This window comes from Xanthomonas sp. F10 (assembly GCF_014206815.1).
GTDB classification, from domain to species: Bacteria; Pseudomonadota; Gammaproteobacteria; order Xanthomonadales; family Xanthomonadaceae; genus Xanthomonas_A; species Xanthomonas_A indica.
The window spans coordinates 407,025-426,570 of the sequence record NZ_JACHNP010000001.1 but is presented as its reverse complement, the minus strand read 5'-3'; the positions used below and the strand labels follow the sequence as shown (position 1 = coordinate 426,570).

The following is a 19,546-nucleotide window of genomic DNA, read 5'->3' as shown; positions in this document are numbered from 1 at the left end:
GCGGGCGGGTCTCAGGGGTTTGGCCTGCTGGGCCGGTGGAAATCAGGGGAAAATCCTGGGTTGTGCTGCCTATACTGCACCGAACTTCTGCCCTGGCGCCATCCAGCCAGGGAATTGATCCGAACGGAGTAGGCGCATGCGGGTTCTGGTTCTCGGCAGCGGTGTGATCGGCACGGCCACGGCGTGGTATCTGGCCCGCAGCGGCTGCGAAGTGACGGTGGTCGACCGCCAGCCGGCGGCCGGGCTGGAGACCAGCTACGCCAATGCCGGGCAGGTCTCGCCTGGCTATGCGTCGCCGTGGGCGGCGCCCGGCGTGCCGCTGAAGGCGCTGAAATGGCTGTTCCAGCGCCATGCGCCGCTGGCGATCACGCCGACCGCCGACCTGCAGCAGTACCTGTGGCTGGCGCAGATGCTGCGCAACTGCACCGCCGAGCGCTACGCGATCAACAAGGCGCGGATGGTGCGCCTGTCCGAGTACAGCCGCGACTGCCTGGACCAGTTGCGCGCCGAGACCGGTATCGCCTACGAAGGCCGCCAGCTCGGCACCACCCAGTTGTTCCGCACCCAGCAGCAACTGGACGGCGCGGCCAAGGACATCGAGGTGCTGCGCGAGTACGGCGTGCCCTACGAACTGCTGGACCGCGCCGGCATCGCCCGGGTCGAGCCGGCCCTGGCCAGCGCGCCGGCGACCCTGGTCGGCGCGTTGCGCCTGCCCAACGACCAGACCGGCGACTGCCGCCTGTTCACCCAGCGCCTGGCCGCGATGGCCGCCGCGGCCGGCGTGCAGTTCCGCCAGGGCGAGACCATCGAGGCGCTGCAGGCCGACGGCGACCGCATCGACGGCGTGCGCATCGGTGGCCGGCTGGAGCGTGCCGACCGCTACGTGGTCGCGCTGGGCAGCTATTCGCCCGGCCTGCTGGCGCCGCTGGGCATCCGCCTGCCGGTGTACCCGCTGAAGGGCTATTCGCTGACCCTGCCGATCCGCGACGCGGCGCTGGCGCCGACCTCCACCATCCTCGACGAGAGCTACAAGGTGGCGATCACCCGCTTCGACGAGCGCATCCGCGTCGGCGGCATGGCCGAACTGGCCGGCTTCGACCTGTCGCGGCCGGCACGGCGCCGCGCCACCCTGGAGAAGGTGGTCAACGACCTGTACCCGCGCGGCGGCGACCTGGCTGCGGCCGAGTTCTGGACCGGGCTGCGCCCGGCCACCCCGGACGGCACGCCGGTGGTCGGCGCCACCGGCTACCGCAACCTGTTCCTCAACACCGGCCACGGCACGCTGGGCTGGACCATGGCCTGCGGCTCGGGCCGCTACCTGGCCGACCTGATGGTCTCGCGGCAGCCGCAGATCAGCGGCGAGGGCCTGGACATCTTCCGTTACTCCCGCGGTTCCGCCGCGTCCGTTGCCGAGGCCGTCGCGTGCGCCCAGCCCGTGCATTGATCGACCTCGACGCGCTGCGCCACAACTACCGCCTGGCCCGCCGGCTGAGCGGCGGCAAGGCGCTGGCGGTGGTCAAGGCCGATGCCTACGGGCACGGCGCGGTGGCCTGCGCGCGCGCGCTGGACGGCGAGGCCGACGGCTTCGCGGTGGCCTGCATCGAGGAGGCGCTGGAACTGCGCCAGGCCGGCATCGCCGCGCCGATCCTGCTGCTGGAAGGCATCTTCGACGCCGAGGAACTGCCGCTGGTCGCCACACACCGGCTGTGGTGCGCGGTGGCCTCGCCCTGGCAGGTGGAGGCGATCGCCGCCTTCGCCGCGCCGCAGCCGCTGTGCCTGTGGCTGAAGCTGGACAGCGGCATGCACCGGCTGGGCCTGGCGCCGGACGAATTCCGCGCCGCGCATGCGCGGCTGAGCGCGCTGCCGCAGGTCGAGCGGCTGGTGCTGATGAGCCACTTCGCCCGCGCCGACGAACTGGACAGCGCACGCACGCGCGAGCAGGTGGAGATATTCCGCCAGGCCACCGCCGGCCTGGCCGGCGAGACCAGCCTGTGCAACTCGCCGGCGCTGCTCGGCTGGCCAGAGTTGCGCAACGACTGGGGGCGGCCGGGGCTGATGCTGTACGGCGCCGACCCGTTCGCCGCAGCGGCCACGCTGCCCGGCGAACTGCGTCCGGTGATGACCCTGCAGTCCAAGGTCATTTCCGTGCGCGACATCGCGCCGGGCGAGCCGGTCGGCTACGGCGCACGCTTCGTCGCGGCGCGGCCGACACGGGTCGGGGTGGTGGCGATCGGCTATGCCGACGGTTATCCGCAGTTCGCGCCTAACGGCACGCCGGTGCTGATCGACGGCACGCCCGGCGAGCTGATCGGGCGCGTGTCCATGGACATGCTGACCGTGGACCTGACCGAGCACCCGCAGGCGGGGCTCGGCAGCGAGGTGCAGTTGTGGGGCGAACAGCCGCGCATCGATGCGTTGGCCGGGCGCTGCGCGTCCAGCGCCTATCGGCTGCTGTGCGGCCTCAAGCGCGCGCCGCGGGTCTACCTCGGCGGGTGAGCCGTGCCTGACGGCGCCGGCGCGCTACCGGCGCCGCGCGTGCTGCCTCAGCGTTCGGCGACCGCGCTGTCCTTGCGCAACTGGCGGCGCAGCCAGTCGTCGAGCATGCGCTTTTCGTAGCGCAGCGGATCGGTGCTCAGGCCGACCGAGCTGTTGTACAGATAGCTCGGGTCCATCAGCTTCGGCTGGCCCTGAGCCAGCACCTGGCCGTCGGCGCCGTACAGGGTGAAGTCGAGGCTGATCCGCGGCGGGTACAGGTCGCGCATCACCCGCACGTCGTTCCAGTTCGGGCCGTGCCAGGGCTCGTAGTCGCCGGCGCGCTTGATGTCGGTCAGCTTGATGTCCAGGCGCTGGCCGGGCTGCAGTTGCTTGGCGGCCTGCTTCTGCAGGTAGGCGGCCAGGTCCTGCACCCAGTCGCCGCGTTCGGCTTCCCAGCGATTGCGGCTCTGCCGCAGTTCGCTGAAGGTGGCCGGATCGGCCCAACTGACCTGCACCGGGCCGTCGCTGGTGAGGCTGCGCGGGGCCTGCGGGTCGGTGACGTTGCGGATCTCGGCGGAGGCGCCGCCCGCCCACAGGCAGGCAGCAGCCAGCGCCGTCCAGGCATAGCGGATCTTCATGGCGGATCTCCAGGAGGCGTACGCCCAGTGTGTGCCTGCGCCGGCGCGCCCGCAATCGCGGCGAGGCACGCGGCGGCGAGCGTTGGCCGCCGATTCATCCGCCGCGGCATGACGGACGGCTCACATCGCCTCGCCGCCTGCTTCACGGTGCGCGCGCGAGGATGGATGCCACTCGAGTGACGCGGGGATCGCATGAAGACGCCGTTGTTCCACCAGGCCCACACCGGCAGCGATGTGCGCCTGCAGTTCATCGACTGGGCCAAGCGCCACGGGCACAGCCCGGCCAGCGGTGCGGCCGCCTTCGTCGAGCACCAGGCCAACCTGGACGACGCCGCGCGGCAGTTGCGCCTGAACCCTGGCGACGACGTGCGCCAGCTGTTGCGGCGTTACCTGGTCTCGCTCGGCGAGGCACGCGATGTGGCCGTGCAGTTCCCGCCCAGCTATCACTACCGCAGTCCGCAGGGGCAAAGCTTCCGCTACACGCTGACGCTGGTGCTGGCCGAGCACGGCGTGGAGTGGAAGGCGCGGGTGTGGACGGGCCTGGAATACCTCGGCCTGATCGTCGGCCGTGGTGCCGGCCCGCGCGCCAACTACACGCGATTGGCGCGGATGGCGGTGGAACACGAGCTCGCCAGCGACGCGCCGCGTTTCACGCTCGGCTGAGCAATTCAGGAACGTCGTCATGTCCGTCGTCAGCGCGCCCGAGCGCACCGTGGTTCCCGAAGAATGCCGCCGGCAATGCCGGCGGTTGGGGGCGGCACGCGTGCAGCAGTTGCTGGAGGCCTCGCCGCCGCCGGCGTGGCGCGAGGAAGCCGAGCGCTGGCTGGAAGAACAGGCCTTGCGCAATGCGCGCCTGACCCAGTGGATGGTGTTGGCCGGCATCGGCCTGTCGCTGCTGGGCATCGTCTTGGTGGTCGCCTTCTTCTGGTGAGCCGGGTCGGGCAGGCGCGGCGGAAGTCGCGGCTTGACGGCGGCGGAGTCGCTTAACAAGATGGGGGTTCCGCCTCGCCGTTCCTCGCGCGCCGTTGTTGCGCCGCGGATGCCGGGCACCGTCTTCACTCCGTTGCCGTAGGCCGCTTTCAGAGCTACTCCGTCATGCATGCCAGCCCCGACACCACCTCGTCTCCGCTCGTGAAGGCGACGGATCTGCATTACCGCGAGATCTTCGACAAGATCGACGCCGGCTTCTGCGTGATCCAGGTTCTGTTCGACGAGACTCAGCGCGCGGTGGACTACGTTTTTCTGGAGGTCAATCAGGCGTTCGAGCGCGAAACCGGGTTGCACGACGCGTTCGGCCGACGCATGCGCGACCTGGCGCCGACCCATGAGGAGCACTGGTTCCGGCTGTATGGCGAGGTGGCGCTGAGCGGACGCTCGGCCAAGTTCGAGAATTTCTCCACGCCGCTGGCCCGTTGGTGGACGGTGGATGCTTTCCGCATCGGCGCGCCCGAGCAGCACCTGGTCGCCGTGCAGTTCCTCGACATCACCGAGCGCAAGCGTATGGAGCGCGACCTCGCCGAGAGCGAGGCGCGCTTCAGCGCACTGGCCGAGGGCCTGCCGATGCCGGTGTGGGTGCTGGACGCTCATGGCGAACTGCGCTTCACCAACACCGCCTATGCCGAATTCTTCGGCATCGATCTGGACACCGACGGGGCGCGCCCGGGCTGGGGCGACGTGCTGCATCCGGAGGACGTGGGCGTGTTCGCCTACGAGCTGCGCAGCGCGCTGCACGACCAGCGCAACCTGCGCGCGCTGGTGCGCGCGCGCCGCCACGATGGCGAATGGCGCTGGTTGGAAATGACCGCGATGCCGCGCTATTCCGCCGAGGGCCAGTTCATCGGCCTGGCCGGCAGCAGCCCGGACGTCACCGAACGCCGCGACATCGAACTGGCGCGGGAGCAACTGCTGGAATCCGAGCGCAGCGCGCGCAACGCCGCCGAGAGCATGGCGCGGCTCAAGGACGAGTTCCTGGCGACGCTGTCGCACGAACTGCGCACGCCGCTGACCACCATCCTCGGCTGGAGCGATCTGCTGCTGCAGCGGCTGCCGCCGGGCGATCCGAGCAGCAAGGGCCTGTCGGTGATCGCCAGCAGCGCGCGCGCGCAGCAACGGCTGATCTCGGACATGCTCGATCTCAGCAGCATGCTGCTGGGCAAGGTGCAACTGGAAGTGGAGGCGCTGGACCTGGCCGAGCAGGTGCGCGAGGCGATGCGTGCGCAGGAGCCGGTGGCCGAAGGCAAGGACCAGGCACTGACCCTGCAGGCGCCCTCGCAGCCGTGCATGGTGCTGGGCGACGCCACGCGCCTGCAGCAGGTGTTCTGGAACCTGTTGTCCAACGCGATCAAGTTCACCCCCGCGCACGGGCGCATTGCCCTGGCGATCGACCTCGAGGACGATGGCGAGCATGTCAGCGTGGCGGTGCGCGATTCCGGCGACGGCATCCCGCCGGAATTCCTGCCGCATCTGTTCGGCCGCTTCCGCCAGGCCGACAGCACCACCACGCGCCTGCACGGCGGCCTGGGCCTGGGCCTTGCGATCGTGCAGCAACTGGTGGAGATGCACGGCGGGCAGATCAGCGCGGCCAGCGAAGGCCGTGGCTGCGGCTCGGTGTTCACCGTGCGCCTGCCGCTGCACCGCGACGCGCCGGGCTCGCGCCCGCTGCGCGAAGTGCGCGCGTTCGCGATGGCCGAGCAGGTGGTCGAGGCGTATTCGCTCAAGGGCGTGCGCCTGCTGGCGGTGGAGGACCAGCCGGACATGCTCGACTACCTGCGGCGCCTGCTCGAGGAGCAGGGCGCCGACGTGGTCGCGGTGGGCTCGGCCAGCGAGGCGCTGGAGGTGCTCGACGGCGGCGGCCATGCCGCGATCGATGTGATGGTCACCGACATCGGCATGCCGGGCATGGACGGCTATGGCCTGATCCGCACCGTGCGCGAGAACATGGGTCTGGGCGCGGACGAACTGCCGGCGGTGGCAGTGACCGCGCTGGCGCGTGCCGATGATCGCCAGCGCGCGCTGCAGTCCGGCTTCCAGGAGCACCTGGCCAAGCCCTACAGCGTGGCGCAACTGGTCTCGGCGGTACGCTTCGCGCGGCAGCGCTAGGGCAGCTGCGCTCTTGCCCGCCGGCTCACGCCGGCGGCGCTACGGTGGAACGTCCCTCGCACGGAGTCCACCGATGACCAAGTACGCCAAGCGTGTCCACACCGACCAGGCGCAGATCCAGGCACTGGAAGAACTGGCCAAGCAACTGCCGGAGCAGTCCAACGTGCGCATCGAACTCGAGGACGGCAGCACCTTCCTCGGTACGGTGACGATCCGTCCCAGCATCCAGCTGTTCCGCGATGCCAACGAGCAGGAAGGCAGCAATGCGCAGGTGCGCATCGACGGGCTGGACGATCCCGCCGAGCACCACTACCTGTGGCTGGACGAAATCCGCAGCGTGCGCCAGCTGCCGGCGCGGCCCTGGGACATCGATCCGCGCGGCGACGCCTCTTGACGCATCTTTCACTTTTTCCGGGCCATGGCTGGGCATCATCGGGGTTCCCCCGTGTTCCCGGATATCCAAGACGCATGGCCATGTCTTCGCCGATTCGTGCCCGTTGGGTGTTGTGTGCGCTCAGCGCCGCCCTGCTCGCCGCCTGCGGCGACACCGCCAAGCACCCCATCGAGGACGGCATGGGACCGGATCCGGTGCTGCCCGATCCGGTCAAGCGCATGATCCCCACGGTCAAGATCGCCGAGGTCAAGCGCTGGGCCGATGGCGCCGCGCCGGTGCCCGCCGCCGACCTGGCGGTGCAGGCCTTCGCCCGTGATCTCGACCATCCGCGCTGGCTGTACGTGCTGCCCAACGGCGACGTGCTGGTCGCCGAGACCGCCGAGCCGCCGGCGCCGGAAAAGGAGAGCAGCGGCCTGCGCGACAAGATCCAGGGCGCGATGATGTCCAAGGCCGGCGCCACCGTGCCCAGCGCCAACCGCATCACCCTGCTGCGCGATGCCGACGGCGACGGCGTCGCCGAGGTGCGCACCCAGTTCCTCAAGGGTTTGTATTCGCCGTTCGGCATGGCCCTGGTCGGCGACCGCCTGTACATCGCCAATGCCGATGCCCTGGTCAGCTTCCCGTACAAGGACGGCGATACGCAGATCACCGCCGCGCCCAGCTTCGTCGCCAATCTGCCCGGTGGCATCAACCACCACTGGACCAAGAGCCTGCTGGCCAGCCGCGACGGCAAGAAGCTGTATGTGGGCGTCGGCTCCAACAGCAATGTCGCCGAGAACGGCATGGAGCAGGAGCTCAACCGCGCCGCGATCCTCGAGGTGGACGCGGCCAGCGGCGCCACCCGCGTGTTCGCCAGCGGCCTGCGCAATCCGGTCGGCCTGGCCTGGCAGCCGGGTACCGACACGCTGTGGACCGTGGTCAACGAACGCGACGAGCTCGGCAGCGATCTGGTGCCCGATTACCTGACCTCGGTGCGCGAGGGCGGCTTTTATGGCTGGCCGTACAGCTATTACGGCCAGCACGTGGACGAGCGCGTGCAGCCGCAGAATGCGGAGATGGTGGCCAGCGCGATCAAGCCCGACTATGCGCTGGGCGCGCACACCGCCTCGCTGGGCCTGGCCTTCTACGAGGGCGCCCTGTTGCCGCCGACCTACCGCGGCGGTGCCTTCATCGGCCAGCACGGCTCCTGGAACCGCGATCCGCCGTCCGGCTACAAGGTGATCTACGTGCCCTTCGCCAACGGCAAGCCCAGCGGCAAGCCGCAGGACGTGCTGACCGGCTTCCTCGACGCCGAGGGCCGCGCGCAGGGCCGCCCGGTCGGCGTGGCGGTGGACAAGCCCGGCGCGCTGCTGGTCGCCGACGACGTCGGCAACGTGGTGTGGCGGGTGACGCCGAAGCCGGGCAAATGAGCGGCAGCGGGCGTGACGTCCGCTGCGCCAATCCGCACCGATCGTAGCGGCGTCTTGGTTGCGACGGGGGCTGGCTGATGGAGACCGGTCGCGGCTGAGGTCGCTCCTACAAAAGACTGGGTCGACGTGGCGGCGCCAGGGTCCAGGATCGCGTCTCCCACTGCAGGCGCAGCGGTGTCCTGCGGAATGCACTCGCGTAGGAGCGGCTTCAGCCGCGACCGGCGGCACACGGAAATTCCGTCGCGGCCCGAAGCCGCTCCCGCACTGGACTTGTTCGGCGTTTCTACCGTCGAAATCGCGCCGATGCCGGCGCGCGTTCACACAGCCTGTCATGGCCGTCGTAGGAACGGCTCCAGCCGCGACCGGGCACTCCTGGGGAGGCCCGGCCGCGGCTGAAGCCGCTCCTACGTATCGCGTCTGGGTGTACTGGGTTACTGCCCGGTATCAGTGCTCCACCGGTGCCGGCTCCACGCCGAAACGGCGGGCGTAGCCGCGTTCGTTGAACACCCGCTCCACTTCGGTATCGCCCAGCTCCGGGGCCGCGTAGACGGCGTAGACCACGCTGCCGTCGTCACGTGCGCCGCGCTGGTGCAGGCGGTAGCGCGGACGTCCGGTGCCGGTGTTCTCCGGGTAGTGCAACGGCGGCTGGCTGCCATCCAGGTCCACTTCGCTGTTGTCGACGACGCCGCCGATGAACACTGCGCGCATGCTGCCTCTCCAGTCGTTGGGTGCCTTGCAGCCTAGGCGCGGCGATGTTGCCGAAACATCAATGATGCGTTGGATTCGCGCAAAACCGAGGGTCACCGCGCGCTGCCGGTAGAATGCGCGTCCCTGTTCCGAAGACAACGCCCGATGCCGGCCGCGCAAGACGCCCCTCTCGAGACCCTGTTCCTGCCGTTCGCCCAGCGCGTGCTGCGCTGGCCGGCCGGCAAGGTGCTGTTCCTGCGCGCCCGCGACGGTTGGGCGCTGCGCCAGCACGCGCAGCCGTCGCAACTGGTCTGCGAGCAGGATTACCGACCGTTCGCCAGTGCGCTGCAGCAAGGTGGCTGGACCGTACGCGCCGAGCAGGACGGCGATGCCGATGCCGGCGGCTACGCGCTGGTGCTGGTGCTGCCGCCGCGCCAGCGCGAGGAAGCGCGGGCGCTGCTGGCGCGTGCGGTGGCGCTGGCCGCGCCGGGCGGTGTGGTGGTGGCCTGCCAGGCCAACAACGAGGGCGCGCGCTCCGGCGAGGACGACCTGAAGCAACTGGCCGGTCTCGGCGGCAAGCTGACCAAGCACCACTGCCGGGTGTACTGGACCGCGCCGCTGCAGGGCGGCCACGACGCCGCGCTGCAGCAGCGCTGGGCGAAACTGGATGCGGTGCGGCCGATCCTGGACGGGCGCTTCCGCAGTCGCCCGGGCGTGTTCGCCTGGGACCGCATCGACCCGGCCTCGGCGCTGCTGGCCGAGCACCTGCCCGCCGACCTGCGCGGCCGTGCCGCCGATCTCGGCGCCGGCTACGGCTATCTATCCGCGGAGTTGCTGGCGCGCTGTCCACAGCTGACCGCGCTGGACCTGTTCGAGGCCGACGCGCGCGCGCTGGCGCTGGCGCGCGCCAACCTGGCGCAGGCGCCGGCCGGAGTGACGCTGGGCTTCCACTGGCACGATGTGACCACCGGACTGCCGGGGCAGTACGACGTCATCGTCAGCAATCCGCCGTTCCATGCGCCGGGGCGGATGGAACGGCCGGACATCGGCCGGCGCTTCATCGCGGTGGCGGCGCAGGCGCTGGCGCCTGGCGGGCGGCTGTTCCTGGTCGCCAACCGGCATTTGCCCTACGAGGCGGTGCTCGACGCCAGTTTCGGCGAAACCGAGGTGCTCGCCACCCGCGACGGCTTCAAGCTGATCCACGCGGTGCGCAGCCGCGGAGCGCGCCGATGAAACTGGTCAAGCACCTGGCCAACCTGGGCTACGGCAGCCGCAAGCAGGTGGCGTTGATGTTCCGCGAAGGCCGCATCACCGATGCCGACGGCGAGGTGCTGTACGCCGACGACCAGGTGCCGCACGCGGCGATCCGGGTCGACGGCGAGCCGCTGGACCCGCCGCCCGGGCTGATCCTGGCGCTGCACAAGCCGGTCGGCTACACCTGCTCGACCAAGGATCCGGGACGCATCGTCTACGACCTGCTGCCGCCGCGCTTCCGCCTGCGCTCGCCGCTGCTGTCCACGGTGGGGCGGCTGGACCGCGACACCAGCGGCCTGCTGCTGATGACCGACGATGGCGCGCTGCTGCATCGCATCGTCTCGCCGAAGGCGCGGCTGGCCAAGGTCTACGAGGCCACCCTGGCCGAGGACCTGCGCGGCGACGAAGCGGCGCAATTCGCCAGCGGCACGCTGATGCTCGACGGCGAGACCACGCCGTTGCTGCCGGTGGAACTGGAGACGCTGGGGCCGCGTCAGGTGCGCGTCGCCCTGCACGAAGGCCGCTACCACCAGGTGCGGCGCATGTTCGCCGCCGTCGGCAACCACGTGGCCGCGCTGCACCGCAGCCGCATCGGCGGCTTCGGCCTGGGCGATCTGCCTTCAGGACAGTGGCGGGTGCTTGAGGCGGCGGACGTGGCGGTGCTGTTCGAGGGCCGGGATTAGGGATTAGGGATTCGGGATTGGCAAAGGCGCGTGGCGTCGCGACGCCGTGCCTTTGCCGATGTCGGTTCGATCCCAGCGTCGCCAGGTTGACGGATTGCGCTGGACGATGGCGTCTTGAACCGCGCGCATGGGCCGTTTCAACGATGCGAGCAGCGCAGCTCTCGTAGGAGCGGCTTCAGCCGCGACCGGGCGTTACCGGTAACGGCTGGTCGCGGCTGAAGCCGCTCCTACGCGGGATGTGTGGAATGCGGATTGGCAACGGCAACGACCACGCGTCCTGCCTTTGCAAATCCCCAATCCCCAATCCCCAATTCCCGATCACGAATCCCGCCCCTCAACCGCCCGCTTCCAGCCCTCCAGCCCCAGCTTCTCCAGGGTCTGGAGATTGCGCTCGACGATCACGTCCGCGTCCGGGAAGGCGGCCACGGCGCGCTCCACGCTGTCCTCGCGCAGCAGGTGCAGGGTGGGGTAGGGCGCGCGGTTGGTGTAGTTGCCGATGTCGTCCGGCGCGGTGCCGGCGAACTGGTACTGCGGGTGGAAACTGGCCACCTGCAGGATGCCCTGCAGGTCCAGCGCCTCGACCGCGGCGTCGGCGTTGTCGAGGAAGTCGTTGTAGTCGAGGAAGTCCTGCAGCACGTCCGGGTGCACGATCAGCGTGGTGTCGATCTGCTCGGCCGGGGTGTCGCGCAGCAGCACCAGTTCCTCGGCCAACTGTTCGAGCAGCGCCTCGGGCGTGCTCGCGTCGCTGAGCACGTAGCGGATCTGCTGCTTGACGTGCACCGCCTTGGCGAACGGGCACAGGTTCAGGCCGATCACCGCGCGTTCCAGCCAGCGGCGGGTGTCGCCCAGGTAGTCGGGCGCGTCGCCGGGGATTTCGTCGTGCATCATCGCGGGGCTGGCTTGGAAAGGCAGGCGATTGTAGGACACCCCGAATCATCCCGGTTGGCGCATGCGCAGGAGCGGCTTCAGCCGCGACGCGGCCTTTTCTGGAACGCCATCGCGGCTGGAGCCGCTCCTGCAGGTGGCGTGATGCGCGACGAACGCAGGGCATCGAAGCTGACCCTGCGGGTGCTGTGCGGCCACCCCGGCATGCCGTGCAGCGCGTGGCCATCGCGGGCCTGCGACAGCAGCGTGGCTGTCGCCTGGCCCACGCTGTCGAGTCGCAAGGCCGAGGCGTCGCCGTCAGGCGGGCGCGGCGGGGCAGGTGTCCGGCCCGTCTTGCGTTCTGCTCCGATCCGAGGGGCGGCGGACTGCGCTCAATCGCGGAAGTTGTCGAACTGCAGCGGCAGCTCGAAATCGCTCTTCTTCAGCAGCGCGATCGCATCCTGCAGATCGTCGCGCTTCTTGCCGCTGACCCGCAGCTTGTCGCCGTTGATCTGCGCTTCCACCTTGAGCTTGGCCTCCTTGAGCGTGGCCACGATCTTCTTGCCCAGCTTCTGCTCGATGCCCTGCTTGACGGTGATCTTCTGCCGCGCGCCGGCCAGGTTGGTCTCCACGTCGCCGAACTCCAGGCAGCGCACGTCGATGCCGCGTGCCAGCAGGCGCGCGCGCAGGATGTCGGTCATCTGCTTGACCTGGAAGTCGCTGGGCGCCGACTGCGTGATGACCTGGTCGTCCAGTTCGAACTTGGCCTCCACGCCCTTGAAGTCGAAGCGCGTCGACAGTTCGCGGTTGGCCTGGTCGACGGCATTGGTCAGTTCGTGCTTGTCGACTTCGGAAACGATATCGAAGGAAGGCATGGGCGAGTCCTCGGCAAAGATGCCTATCGTAAGACGTGCGGGTCGTGCATGGGGCGGAGATTCGGGATTGGGGATTCGCAGAAGTGCCCTGCGCCGACACGACAGGCGCCGTCGTAGGAGCGGCTTTAGCCGCGACTGCTGTGCCAGGAAGGCCCTGTCGCGGCTAATCCCGCAAAAGGGGACAAGAGCCGCTCCTACGAGACAGCGCGATGCGCGGAGATGTCTTGAAGCCGCTCTCACAGAAGGCTGTGTCAGCCGCTGCAGCCGGGGCTGGAGCCATGTGGGAGGGACTTCAGTCCCGACGCGACGCGCTCCGGCGCCACGCACATCGCCGATCGCGGCGATAATGCGCCGATGCCCAGTTCCCGTTCCAATGCCGCCGCCGCTGCGTGGATGATCGCCGCGGTCGCGTTCTTTTCGCTGATGGATGCGTCGATGAAGCAACTCAGCGCGCACTATCCGGCGCTGCAGGTCGCGGCGCTGCGCGGCGGCGCCTCGCTGCCGTTCGTGCTGGTGTGGGTGCTGGCCAGCGCCGGGCCGCGCGCGATCTGGCCGGTGCGCTGGGGCTTGCATCTGCTGCGGGGCGTGCTCGGCATCGTCATGATCGGCTGCTTCGCCTGGGCCTTGCGCAGCCTGCCCTTGTCCACCGCCTACACCATCTACTTCGTCGCGCCGCTGCTGGTGGCCGCGCTGTCGGTGCCGCTGCTGGGCGAATACGTGGGGCCGCGGCGCTGGGCGGCGATCGGCGTCGGCCTGGTCGGCGTGCTGGTGGTGCTGCGCCCCGGCATGGACGGGTTCGTCTCGCTGCCGGGGTTGATGGTGCTGCTGGCGGCCGTCGCGTACGCGGTGGCCTCGGTGCTGGTCAGCCTGCTGGCGCGCACCGACACGCCGCAGTCGCTGGTGGTGTGGTTTCTGCTGCTCATGGCGCTGGGTGCCGGCGCCTTGGCGCTCCCGGACTGGACCCCGCTGCGCCCGGCCGACACCGGCTGGATCGCCGGCATGGGCCTGGCCGGGGCGTTGGGCCAGGTGGCGCTGACCCAGGCGTTCCGCCGCGGCGACGCCTCGCTGGTGGCGCCGCTGGAATACAGCGGCCTGCTGTGGGTGATCCCCTGGGACTGGCTGCTGTGGCGCAAGCTGCCCGATGCCTGGACCTGGGTGGGCGGGGCGATCATCGTCGCCAGCGGCCTGTACCTGCTGCACCGCGAGCGGATCCGCGCGGTGGCGCACCCGCCGCCGCAGGCGCGGCCGTAGCCCACTCCGCAATGCGCGCCTACGTTAGAATCGAATGGAATAACGCACGCCACCTTGGCCTGCTAGGCTTTGCGCCCCCCGTCGCTGCCGGTCCCGCGCGTTGATCCAGTTCGAGCGCCTGCACAAGTCCTATTCCGTCGCCGGCCAGCCGGTCGTGGCGCTGCATCCGCTCGACCTGCGCATCGAGGCCGGCGAGGTGTTCGGCATCATCGGCCATTCCGGTGCCGGCAAGTCGACCCTGATCCGGCTGATCAACCGGCTCGAGGAGCCCAGCGGCGGGCGCCTGCTCATCGACGGCGAGGACGTCACCGCGCTGGACCGCGCCGGGCTGCGGACCCTGCGCCAGCGCGTGGGTATGATCTTCCAGCACTTCAACCTGCTGTCCTCGCGCACGGTCGCCGGCAACGTCGCCTTCCCGCTGGAACTGGCCGGTACGCCGCGCGCCGAGATCGACGCGCGGGTGGCCGAGCTGCTGGAGCGGGTCGGGCTGGCCACGCATGCCGGCAAGTACCCGGCGCAGCTGTCGGGCGGGCAGAAGCAGCGCGTCGGCATCGCCCGCGCTCTGGCCACGCGGCCGCGGATCCTGCTGTGCGACGAGGCCACCAGCGCGCTGGATCCGCAGACCACCGCCTCGGTGCTGGCGCTGCTGGCGCAGATCAACCGCGAGCTGGGCCTGACCATCGTGCTGATCACCCACGAGATGGAAGTGATCCGCCGGGTCTGCGACCGCGTGGCGGTGCTCGATGCCGGGCACCTGGTCGAGAGCGGGCCGGTCACCGAGGTGTTCCTGCATCCGCAGCATCCGACCACCAAGCGCTTCGTCTCCGAAGCCGAGCACGTCGACGAGGGCGACCTGCACCGCGACCTCACCGCGGTGGACGGGCGCATCCTGCGCCTGACCTTCCTCGGCGCCGACACTTACGCGCCGCTGCTCGGGCGCATCGCCCGCGCCACGGCGGTGGACTACAACATCCTGTCCGGGCGCATCGACCGGATCAAGGACATCCCCTACGGCCAGCTCACCGTGGCCCTGGTCGGTGGCGACATGGATGCGGCGCAGGCCGAGTTCGTCGCTGCCGGCGTGCACGTGCAGGAGTTGCGCCGATGATGCCGTTCGCCACCGCCGCCAGCGGCTTCTTCCGCAATCTCGATGCCGGCAAGTGGAGCGAGATCGGCCGCGCCACCGTCGATACGCTGCTGATGCTCGGCGGCTCGCTGCCGCTGACCCTGCTGATCGGCCTGCCGCTAGGCGTGCTGCTGTTCCTCACCGGCCCGCGCCAGACGCATCAGAAGCCGTTGCTGTACGGCAGCCTGGCGCTGGTGATCAACGTGCTGCGCTCGGTGCCCTTCATCATTTTGATGATCGCGATGATCCCGTTGACGCTGTGGGCGATGGGCACCTCGCTGGGCGTGCGCGGCGCGATCCTGCCGCTGGTGGTGGGCGCGGCGCCGTTCTACGCGCGGCTGGTGGAGACCGCGCTGCGCGAAGTGGACCGCGGCGTGGTCGAGGCCAGCCTGGCGATGGGCGCGACCACCTGGCAACTGGTGACGCGCGTGCTACTGCCGGAGGCGCGGCCGGGCCTGATCGCCGGCGCCACGGTGACCACCATCGCCCTGATCGGCTTCACCGCCATGGGCGGCGCGATCGGCTCCGGCGGCCTCGGCGACCTGGCCTACCGCGACGGCTACCAGCGCTCGCATGCCGACGTGGCCCTGGTGACGGTGGTGATCCTGCTGTTGCTGGTGCAGGCGCTGCAGATGCTCGGCGATCGCCTGGTCGCGCATTACAGCCGGCGCTGATGTCCCGCGTGCCGGCGTAGGAGCGGCGCTTGCCCCCTTTGCGGGATCAGCCGCGACCGCTGCCGCCAGCGCGGGCGCGGTGCCGGATCGCACACCCCGGGACGAGCGCCGCGCCTGCGCCAGGGCGCCAATCCCCGGCCTTTCGCCGCAGCGCGAGGCCGGGTCTGCTAGCGTGCTGACAGACCTGGCTGCTGCCCTTCTCCTTCCCCACGTTTCCCGGATACCTGCCATGACCCGATTCCCGTTCCGCCTCCTGCTCGCTAGCGCCGTGCTCGTCCTCGGCGGCTGCGGCAAGCCCGATGCCGGTGCCGGCAGCGACCACCTCAGCGTCGCCGCCACCGCGGTGCCGCACGCTGAGATCCTGGAGGTGGTCAAGCCGATGCTGGAGCAGCAGGGCGTGACCCTGGACGTGCGCGTGTTCAACGACTACGTGCAGCCCAACGACCAGGTGGTGCAGAAGCAGATCGACGTGAACTACTTCCAGACCGAGCCCTACCTGCAGGCCTACAACCGCGACCGCAAGAGCAACCTGGTCACCGTGGTCGGCGTGCACATCGAGCCGTTCGGCGCCTATTCGCGCCGCTACAAGTCGCTGGACGCGCTGCCGCAGGGCGCCGACGTGGTGATCCCCAACGACCCCAGCAACAACAGCCGCGCGCTGATCCTGCTGGACAAGGCCGGGGTCATCAAGCTCAAGGATCCGAGCGACGCGCTGTCCACCCAGCGCGACATCGTCGCCAATCCCAAGCAGCTGAAGTTCCGCGAGCTGGATTCGGCGATGCTGCCGCGGGTGCTGGACCAGGTCGACCTGGCGCTGATCAACACCAATTACGCGCTCGACGCCGGACTCAATCCGACCCGCGACGCACTGGCGATCGAGAGCAAGGATTCGCCCTACGTGAACTTCCTGGTCGCGCGTCCCGACAACAAGGACGATCCGCGCGTGCAGAAGCTGGCCAAGGCGCTGACCAGCCCGGAAGTGAAGGCCTTCATCCAGCGCAAGTACCAGGGCGCGGTGCTGCCGGCGTTCTGATCGGCCCGCGCGCATGCCGCTGCTGCTGGCCATTCCGCTGGCGATCGTGATCGCGCTGGCGGTGACCGCGGTGCTGTTGCCGCTGTCGCTGCTGCAGCGCTTCCGCGTGGGCACGGCGCGGCGCCAGGCGCGCGCTTGGCTGGTCGCAGTGCAACTGTGGTCGGCGCTGTTGTCCAGCGTGGTGCTGCTGGTCTTCGCGCTGATCGCCGGGCACTGGTGGGCCGGAGCAGCCACGCATGCGTTGGTCGGCTGGGGCATCGGCGTGCTGCTGGGTGCGCTCGGCAGTGTCGCCACCCGCTTCGAACCGCTGCCGCACGGCCTGCATTACACGCCGAACCTGTGGTTGGCGCTGGGCATGACCGCGCTGGTGGCGATCCGCATCGGTGCCGGGGTGTGGCAGGGTTGGCGCAGCCTGGTCGATGGCGCCGCCTGGCCGACCGAGGGCTGGATGAGTCATGCGAGCCTGCTGGCGGCCGCGGCCTTGTTGCTCGGCTATGCCTGCGCCTACGCCTGGCTGTTGCGGCGTCGCCTGCGTCGCTACACCCGCTACCGCAGTTTCGATCGCTCGCCGCGCTGAGGGCTGCGTACGCGATGCAGTTTCGCTGGTGTTGTTGCAAGTAACGCACGCACAAAAACAAACGGGCCCTGTCGGGCCCGTTTGCGCAAGCACTGGAGACGGAACGCTTAGAAGCGCGCGCCGACGCCGAAGCTGAACAGCCACGGATCCAGCTTCAGGTCTTCGCCGGTGCCTTCGCCGGCCACCTTCAGCTCCGGACGCGAGTGCATGTAACGCGCATCGGCACGGGCGAACCAGGTGGAGTTGATGTTCATGTCCACGCCGACGGTGCCGATGGCGCCCTTGGCGGTGTCCAGGCTGATGTGCTGGTCGGCGTCGAGGCCGGCGAGCTTCTCGTTGCTGAAGTTGGACTCGTAGTAACCGACGCCGACGAACGGACGGAACACGTTGTCCGCCTGGCCGAAGTGGTACTGGCCGCTCAGCGCGATCGGCTGCTGCTCGACGGTGCCGACCTTGCCGATGCCATCGGCCTTGACGCGGTGGTTGAACTTGTCGGCAGCGCCCCACAGTTCGACCGCCCAGTTGTCGTCGATCAGCCAGCTGGCGCTGATGGTCGGCGCCGGGCCGCCATCGACGTCGAGGCCGGCGGCCGGCTTGGAATGCGGGTCGAGCAGGGTCGCGCTGCCGACGACGGAGAAGTGCTTGCCGGAAGCGGTATCGGCATCCTGTGCGAATGCGGCGGGCGCAAACGCAAGGGCGGACACGACAGCCAGGCTCAGGATCTGAATGGACCGCATGGGGTATCTCCTCATCTTTTTCTTGTGGGGCCACGGGAGTGGGCGCGCACACCGTATCGATGAGAAGATGAATCGTCGCCGACCCTCGTCGGACGAATGCAGGCGACGTTCAGGCACTTGCGCTTGATGCTTGAAATAACGAGGTTTTAAGACTTTTGGCCGTTCATCCTGATGCGCGCGACGTGACGACGCAGCCGCTGTTGCAGGGGCTGCCCGCGCAGATACGCGACGATTGCCGAGTGCTGGTGCTCGGCTCCATGCCTGGTACGGCGTCGTTGCAGCAGTCGCGCTACTACGCGCATCCGCGCAACCGATTCTGGCCACTGATGGCGGCGTTGTGCGACGTCGATCCGGCGCTGGACGCTGCAGCGCGGGTGCAGGCGCTGCATGCGGCCGGCGTGGGCCTGTGGGACGTGATCGGCCAGTGCCGCCGCCGCGGCAGCCTGGACGCGGCGATCGTGCGCGGCAGCGAAGTGCCCAACGCCTTGCCCGAACGCATCGCGCAGTTGCCGCAGCTGCGCGCCATCGCCTGCAACGGCGCGGCGGCGGCGCAGGCGTTCGCGCGCTTCGTGCAGCCGCAGTTGCCGCTGCGCGATCCGCCACTGGAGCTGTTGTCGCTGCCGTCCAGCAGCCCGGCCAATGCCGCCTTCGCCTGGCCGCGCCTGCTGCAGGCGTGGTCGCCGCTGCAGCACTGGTTGCGCGCGCCGACGGGCGGGTGATTGAAAGGCGCCGCCCACAGGCGGCACCTGCGTAGGAGCGGCTTCAGCCGCGACAGCGCGTTGTCGAGAGAGCGCCTCGTCGCGGCTGAAGCCGCTCCTACGCGAGACGGCGCGCTGTGTGGCAAAAACAGGTGATTGGAGCTGCCCTGGCGTCACGCCGCTGGATCAGCGGCGCGCGCGCAGGCGCAACCACAGCGTCTGCAGCGCCAACAGCGCGGCGAGCAGCAAGGCCACCCATGCCGCGGTCTGCGCACCGGCCAGCGTGCTCCCGGCCTGTTTGACGTAGACCGCGGCCAGCGCCCACAGCGCCGCCGCCGCATAGGCGAGATTGCCGCGCATCGCCCGGTTCATGCCCAGCAGCAGCGCCGCCGCCAGCGCGAACAGCACCAGGCTCCACGGCAGCATCCGCTCGGTCGGCAGCCAGCGGTAGGCCACGATCACCTGTGCGGTGTTCAGGAACGCCGCCAGCGACAGCCAGCCGGCGTGCAGCGACAGCGGCAGCCACGCCCACAGGGTCTGGCCGGGTTCGACCGCCGGATCGCGCGACAGCCGCAGCGCGGCCAGCAGCATCGCCGCCAGCGCGGTCCAGATCACCGCCAGCGCCAGCAGGAAGTGCTGCTGGGAGAACACCGGCATCCACGCCGCAGTCAGCGCAAAGCCCAGCGCCGCCGGTGCCCGCACCTGTGCCAGCGCGCTGCCGCGGCGGCGCCGCGCGCTGCATTGCCACAGGCCGAAGGCCAGGTCGAGCAGGAAGATCACGCCCCAGATCGCGAAGGCGTAGCCGGCGGCGACGATCAGGGTCGGGTAGCGGTCGGAGATGGCGCCATTGGTGGGGCCGAACGCACCGCGTTGCCCGAACCAGGCGACCAGCGGCATCGCCAACGCCATCAACAGCACCAGGATCCGCATGCCTGCCCTCCGGAAATCTGCGGCGAGCCTAGCCGCGGCGCCGTGAAGGCGGCGCACCGGCGCTGGTGCGCAACATGCGCCGGCGTACTGTCCGCCGGCAGCGGCGCCGGGTGCAGGCGATCGGGCTTTTTTGTCCGGCAAA

Annotated in this window: 21 protein-coding genes; 15 read left to right on the top strand and 6 right to left on the bottom strand. The window is 69.8% G+C overall.

What is annotated here, in order from left to right; translation table 11 throughout:
* Positions 1–136: 136 nt before the first annotated feature.
* Positions 137–1,444, top strand: coding sequence for a D-amino acid dehydrogenase (locus tag FHR56_RS01855; RefSeq protein WP_160946267.1), 1,308 nt, complete (start codon positions 137–139; stop codon positions 1,442–1,444).
* Positions 1,423–2,496, top strand: coding sequence for an alanine racemase (gene alr / locus FHR56_RS01850; protein ID WP_160946268.1), 1,074 nt, complete (start codon positions 1,423–1,425; stop codon positions 2,494–2,496). Before FHR56_RS01855 ends, alr begins: the two co-directional genes overlap by 22 nt.
* 47 nt (positions 2,497–2,543) lie before the next feature.
* Here alr and FHR56_RS01845 read toward each other — a convergent pair whose 3' ends face one another.
* Positions 2,544–3,113 (bottom strand): DUF3016 domain-containing protein, encoded by a 570-nt coding sequence (locus FHR56_RS01845; RefSeq protein WP_160946269.1) that lies wholly within the window; start codon positions 3,111–3,113, stop codon positions 2,544–2,546.
* A 192-nt stretch (positions 3,114–3,305) separates the two neighbouring features.
* Between FHR56_RS01845 and FHR56_RS01840 the strand changes: the two genes are divergently transcribed.
* The 5 genes from FHR56_RS01840 to FHR56_RS01820 all read left to right on the top strand — a co-directional run bounded on the left by FHR56_RS01840 (position 3,306) and on the right by FHR56_RS01820 (position 8,015).
* A complete protein-coding gene (locus tag FHR56_RS01840) occupies positions 3,306–3,776 on the top strand; it encodes a hypothetical protein (protein WP_160946270.1) in 471 nt (156 codons plus the stop codon).
* 19 nt (positions 3,777–3,795) lie between these two features.
* Positions 3,796–4,044 carry a hypothetical protein gene (locus FHR56_RS01835; protein ID WP_184502623.1) on the top strand — a complete coding sequence of 83 codons (249 nt, stop codon included), beginning with the start codon at positions 3,796–3,798 and terminating at the stop codon, positions 4,042–4,044.
* A gap of 164 nt (positions 4,045–4,208) precedes the next feature.
* A complete protein-coding gene (locus FHR56_RS01830) occupies positions 4,209–6,212 on the top strand; it encodes an ATP-binding protein (RefSeq protein WP_160946271.1) in 2,004 nt (667 codons plus the stop codon).
* 73 nt (positions 6,213–6,285) lie between these two features.
* Positions 6,286–6,606 carry a DUF3247 family protein gene (locus tag FHR56_RS01825; RefSeq protein ID WP_160946272.1) on the top strand — a complete coding sequence of 107 codons (321 nt, stop codon included), beginning with the start codon at positions 6,286–6,288 and terminating at the stop codon, positions 6,604–6,606.
* A gap of 74 nt (positions 6,607–6,680) precedes the next feature.
* A complete protein-coding gene (locus FHR56_RS01820; protein ID WP_160946273.1) occupies positions 6,681–8,015 on the top strand; it encodes a sorbosone dehydrogenase family protein in 1,335 nt (444 codons plus the stop codon).
* Between the two features lie 444 nt (positions 8,016–8,459).
* Here FHR56_RS01820 and FHR56_RS01815 read toward each other — a convergent pair whose 3' ends face one another.
* Positions 8,460–8,723 (bottom strand): hypothetical protein, encoded by a 264-nt coding sequence (locus tag FHR56_RS01815; protein WP_017908770.1) that lies wholly within the window; start codon positions 8,721–8,723, stop codon positions 8,460–8,462.
* A 144-nt stretch (positions 8,724–8,867) separates the two neighbouring features.
* Here FHR56_RS01815 and FHR56_RS01810 point away from each other — a divergent pair, with 144 nt between their 5' ends.
* Together FHR56_RS01810 and FHR56_RS01805 are read left to right on the top strand one after the other, a co-directional pair.
* Positions 8,868–9,935, top strand: a complete 1,068-nt coding sequence (locus FHR56_RS01810) for a methyltransferase (RefSeq protein ID WP_160946274.1) — start codon at positions 8,868–8,870, stop codon at positions 9,933–9,935.
* Positions 9,932–10,639: a pseudouridine synthase gene (locus FHR56_RS01805; protein ID WP_160946275.1), complete on the top strand. Its 708-nt coding sequence runs from the start codon at positions 9,932–9,934 to the stop codon at positions 10,637–10,639. The genes FHR56_RS01810 and FHR56_RS01805 overlap by 4 nt, the downstream gene beginning before the upstream one ends.
* 318 nt (positions 10,640–10,957) lie before the next feature.
* Here the strand turns inward: FHR56_RS01805 and FHR56_RS01800 are convergent, their stop codons facing one another.
* Together FHR56_RS01800 and FHR56_RS01795 are read right to left on the bottom strand one after the other, a co-directional pair.
* Complete coding sequence (locus FHR56_RS01800; RefSeq protein ID WP_184502580.1) at positions 10,958–11,524, bottom strand: DUF1415 domain-containing protein; 567 nt, start codon at positions 11,522–11,524, stop codon at positions 10,958–10,960.
* 371 nt (positions 11,525–11,895) lie between these two features.
* Positions 11,896–12,378: a YajQ family cyclic di-GMP-binding protein gene (locus FHR56_RS01795; protein WP_019798247.1), complete on the bottom strand. Its 483-nt coding sequence runs from the start codon at positions 12,376–12,378 to the stop codon at positions 11,896–11,898.
* 354 nt (positions 12,379–12,732) lie between these two features.
* Between FHR56_RS01795 and FHR56_RS01790 the strand changes: the two genes are divergently transcribed.
* The 5 genes from FHR56_RS01790 (at position 12,733) to FHR56_RS01770 (ending at position 17,039) form a co-directional block, all read left to right on the top strand.
* The gene (locus FHR56_RS01790; RefSeq protein ID WP_160946276.1) at positions 12,733–13,629 is read left to right on the top strand and encodes a DMT family transporter; all 897 of its coding nucleotides are present in this window, start codon (positions 12,733–12,735) and stop codon (positions 13,627–13,629) included.
* 100 nt (positions 13,630–13,729) lie between these two features.
* Positions 13,730–14,737, top strand: a complete 1,008-nt coding sequence (locus tag FHR56_RS01785; RefSeq protein WP_160946277.1) for a methionine ABC transporter ATP-binding protein — start codon at positions 13,730–13,732, stop codon at positions 14,735–14,737.
* Positions 14,734–15,429: a methionine ABC transporter permease gene (locus FHR56_RS01780; protein ID WP_160946278.1), complete on the top strand. Its 696-nt coding sequence runs from the start codon at positions 14,734–14,736 to the stop codon at positions 15,427–15,429. Before FHR56_RS01785 ends, FHR56_RS01780 begins: the two co-directional genes overlap by 4 nt.
* A gap of 229 nt (positions 15,430–15,658) precedes the next feature.
* The gene (locus tag FHR56_RS01775; RefSeq protein ID WP_160946279.1) at positions 15,659–16,462 is read left to right on the top strand and encodes a MetQ/NlpA family ABC transporter substrate-binding protein; all 804 of its coding nucleotides are present in this window, start codon (positions 15,659–15,661) and stop codon (positions 16,460–16,462) included.
* A 13-nt stretch (positions 16,463–16,475) separates the two neighbouring features.
* A complete protein-coding gene (locus FHR56_RS01770) occupies positions 16,476–17,039 on the top strand; it encodes a DUF1453 domain-containing protein (protein WP_160946280.1) in 564 nt (187 codons plus the stop codon).
* A 107-nt stretch (positions 17,040–17,146) separates the two neighbouring features.
* On the opposite strand, the gene FHR56_RS01765 is transcribed toward FHR56_RS01770, so the two are convergent.
* Complete coding sequence (locus FHR56_RS01765; RefSeq protein ID WP_019796411.1) at positions 17,147–17,776, bottom strand: OmpW family outer membrane protein; 630 nt, start codon at positions 17,774–17,776, stop codon at positions 17,147–17,149.
* Between the two features lie 182 nt (positions 17,777–17,958).
* On the opposite strand from FHR56_RS01765, the gene FHR56_RS01760 reads away from it, so the two are divergent.
* Positions 17,959–18,495 (top strand): DNA-deoxyinosine glycosylase, encoded by a 537-nt coding sequence (locus FHR56_RS01760; protein ID WP_160946281.1) that lies wholly within the window; start codon positions 17,959–17,961, stop codon positions 18,493–18,495.
* A gap of 165 nt (positions 18,496–18,660) precedes the next feature.
* Here the strand turns inward: FHR56_RS01760 and FHR56_RS01755 are convergent, their stop codons facing one another.
* Positions 18,661–19,404, bottom strand: coding sequence for a hypothetical protein (locus FHR56_RS01755; protein WP_160946282.1), 744 nt, complete (start codon positions 19,402–19,404; stop codon positions 18,661–18,663).
* Positions 19,405–19,546 lie beyond the last annotated feature (142 nt).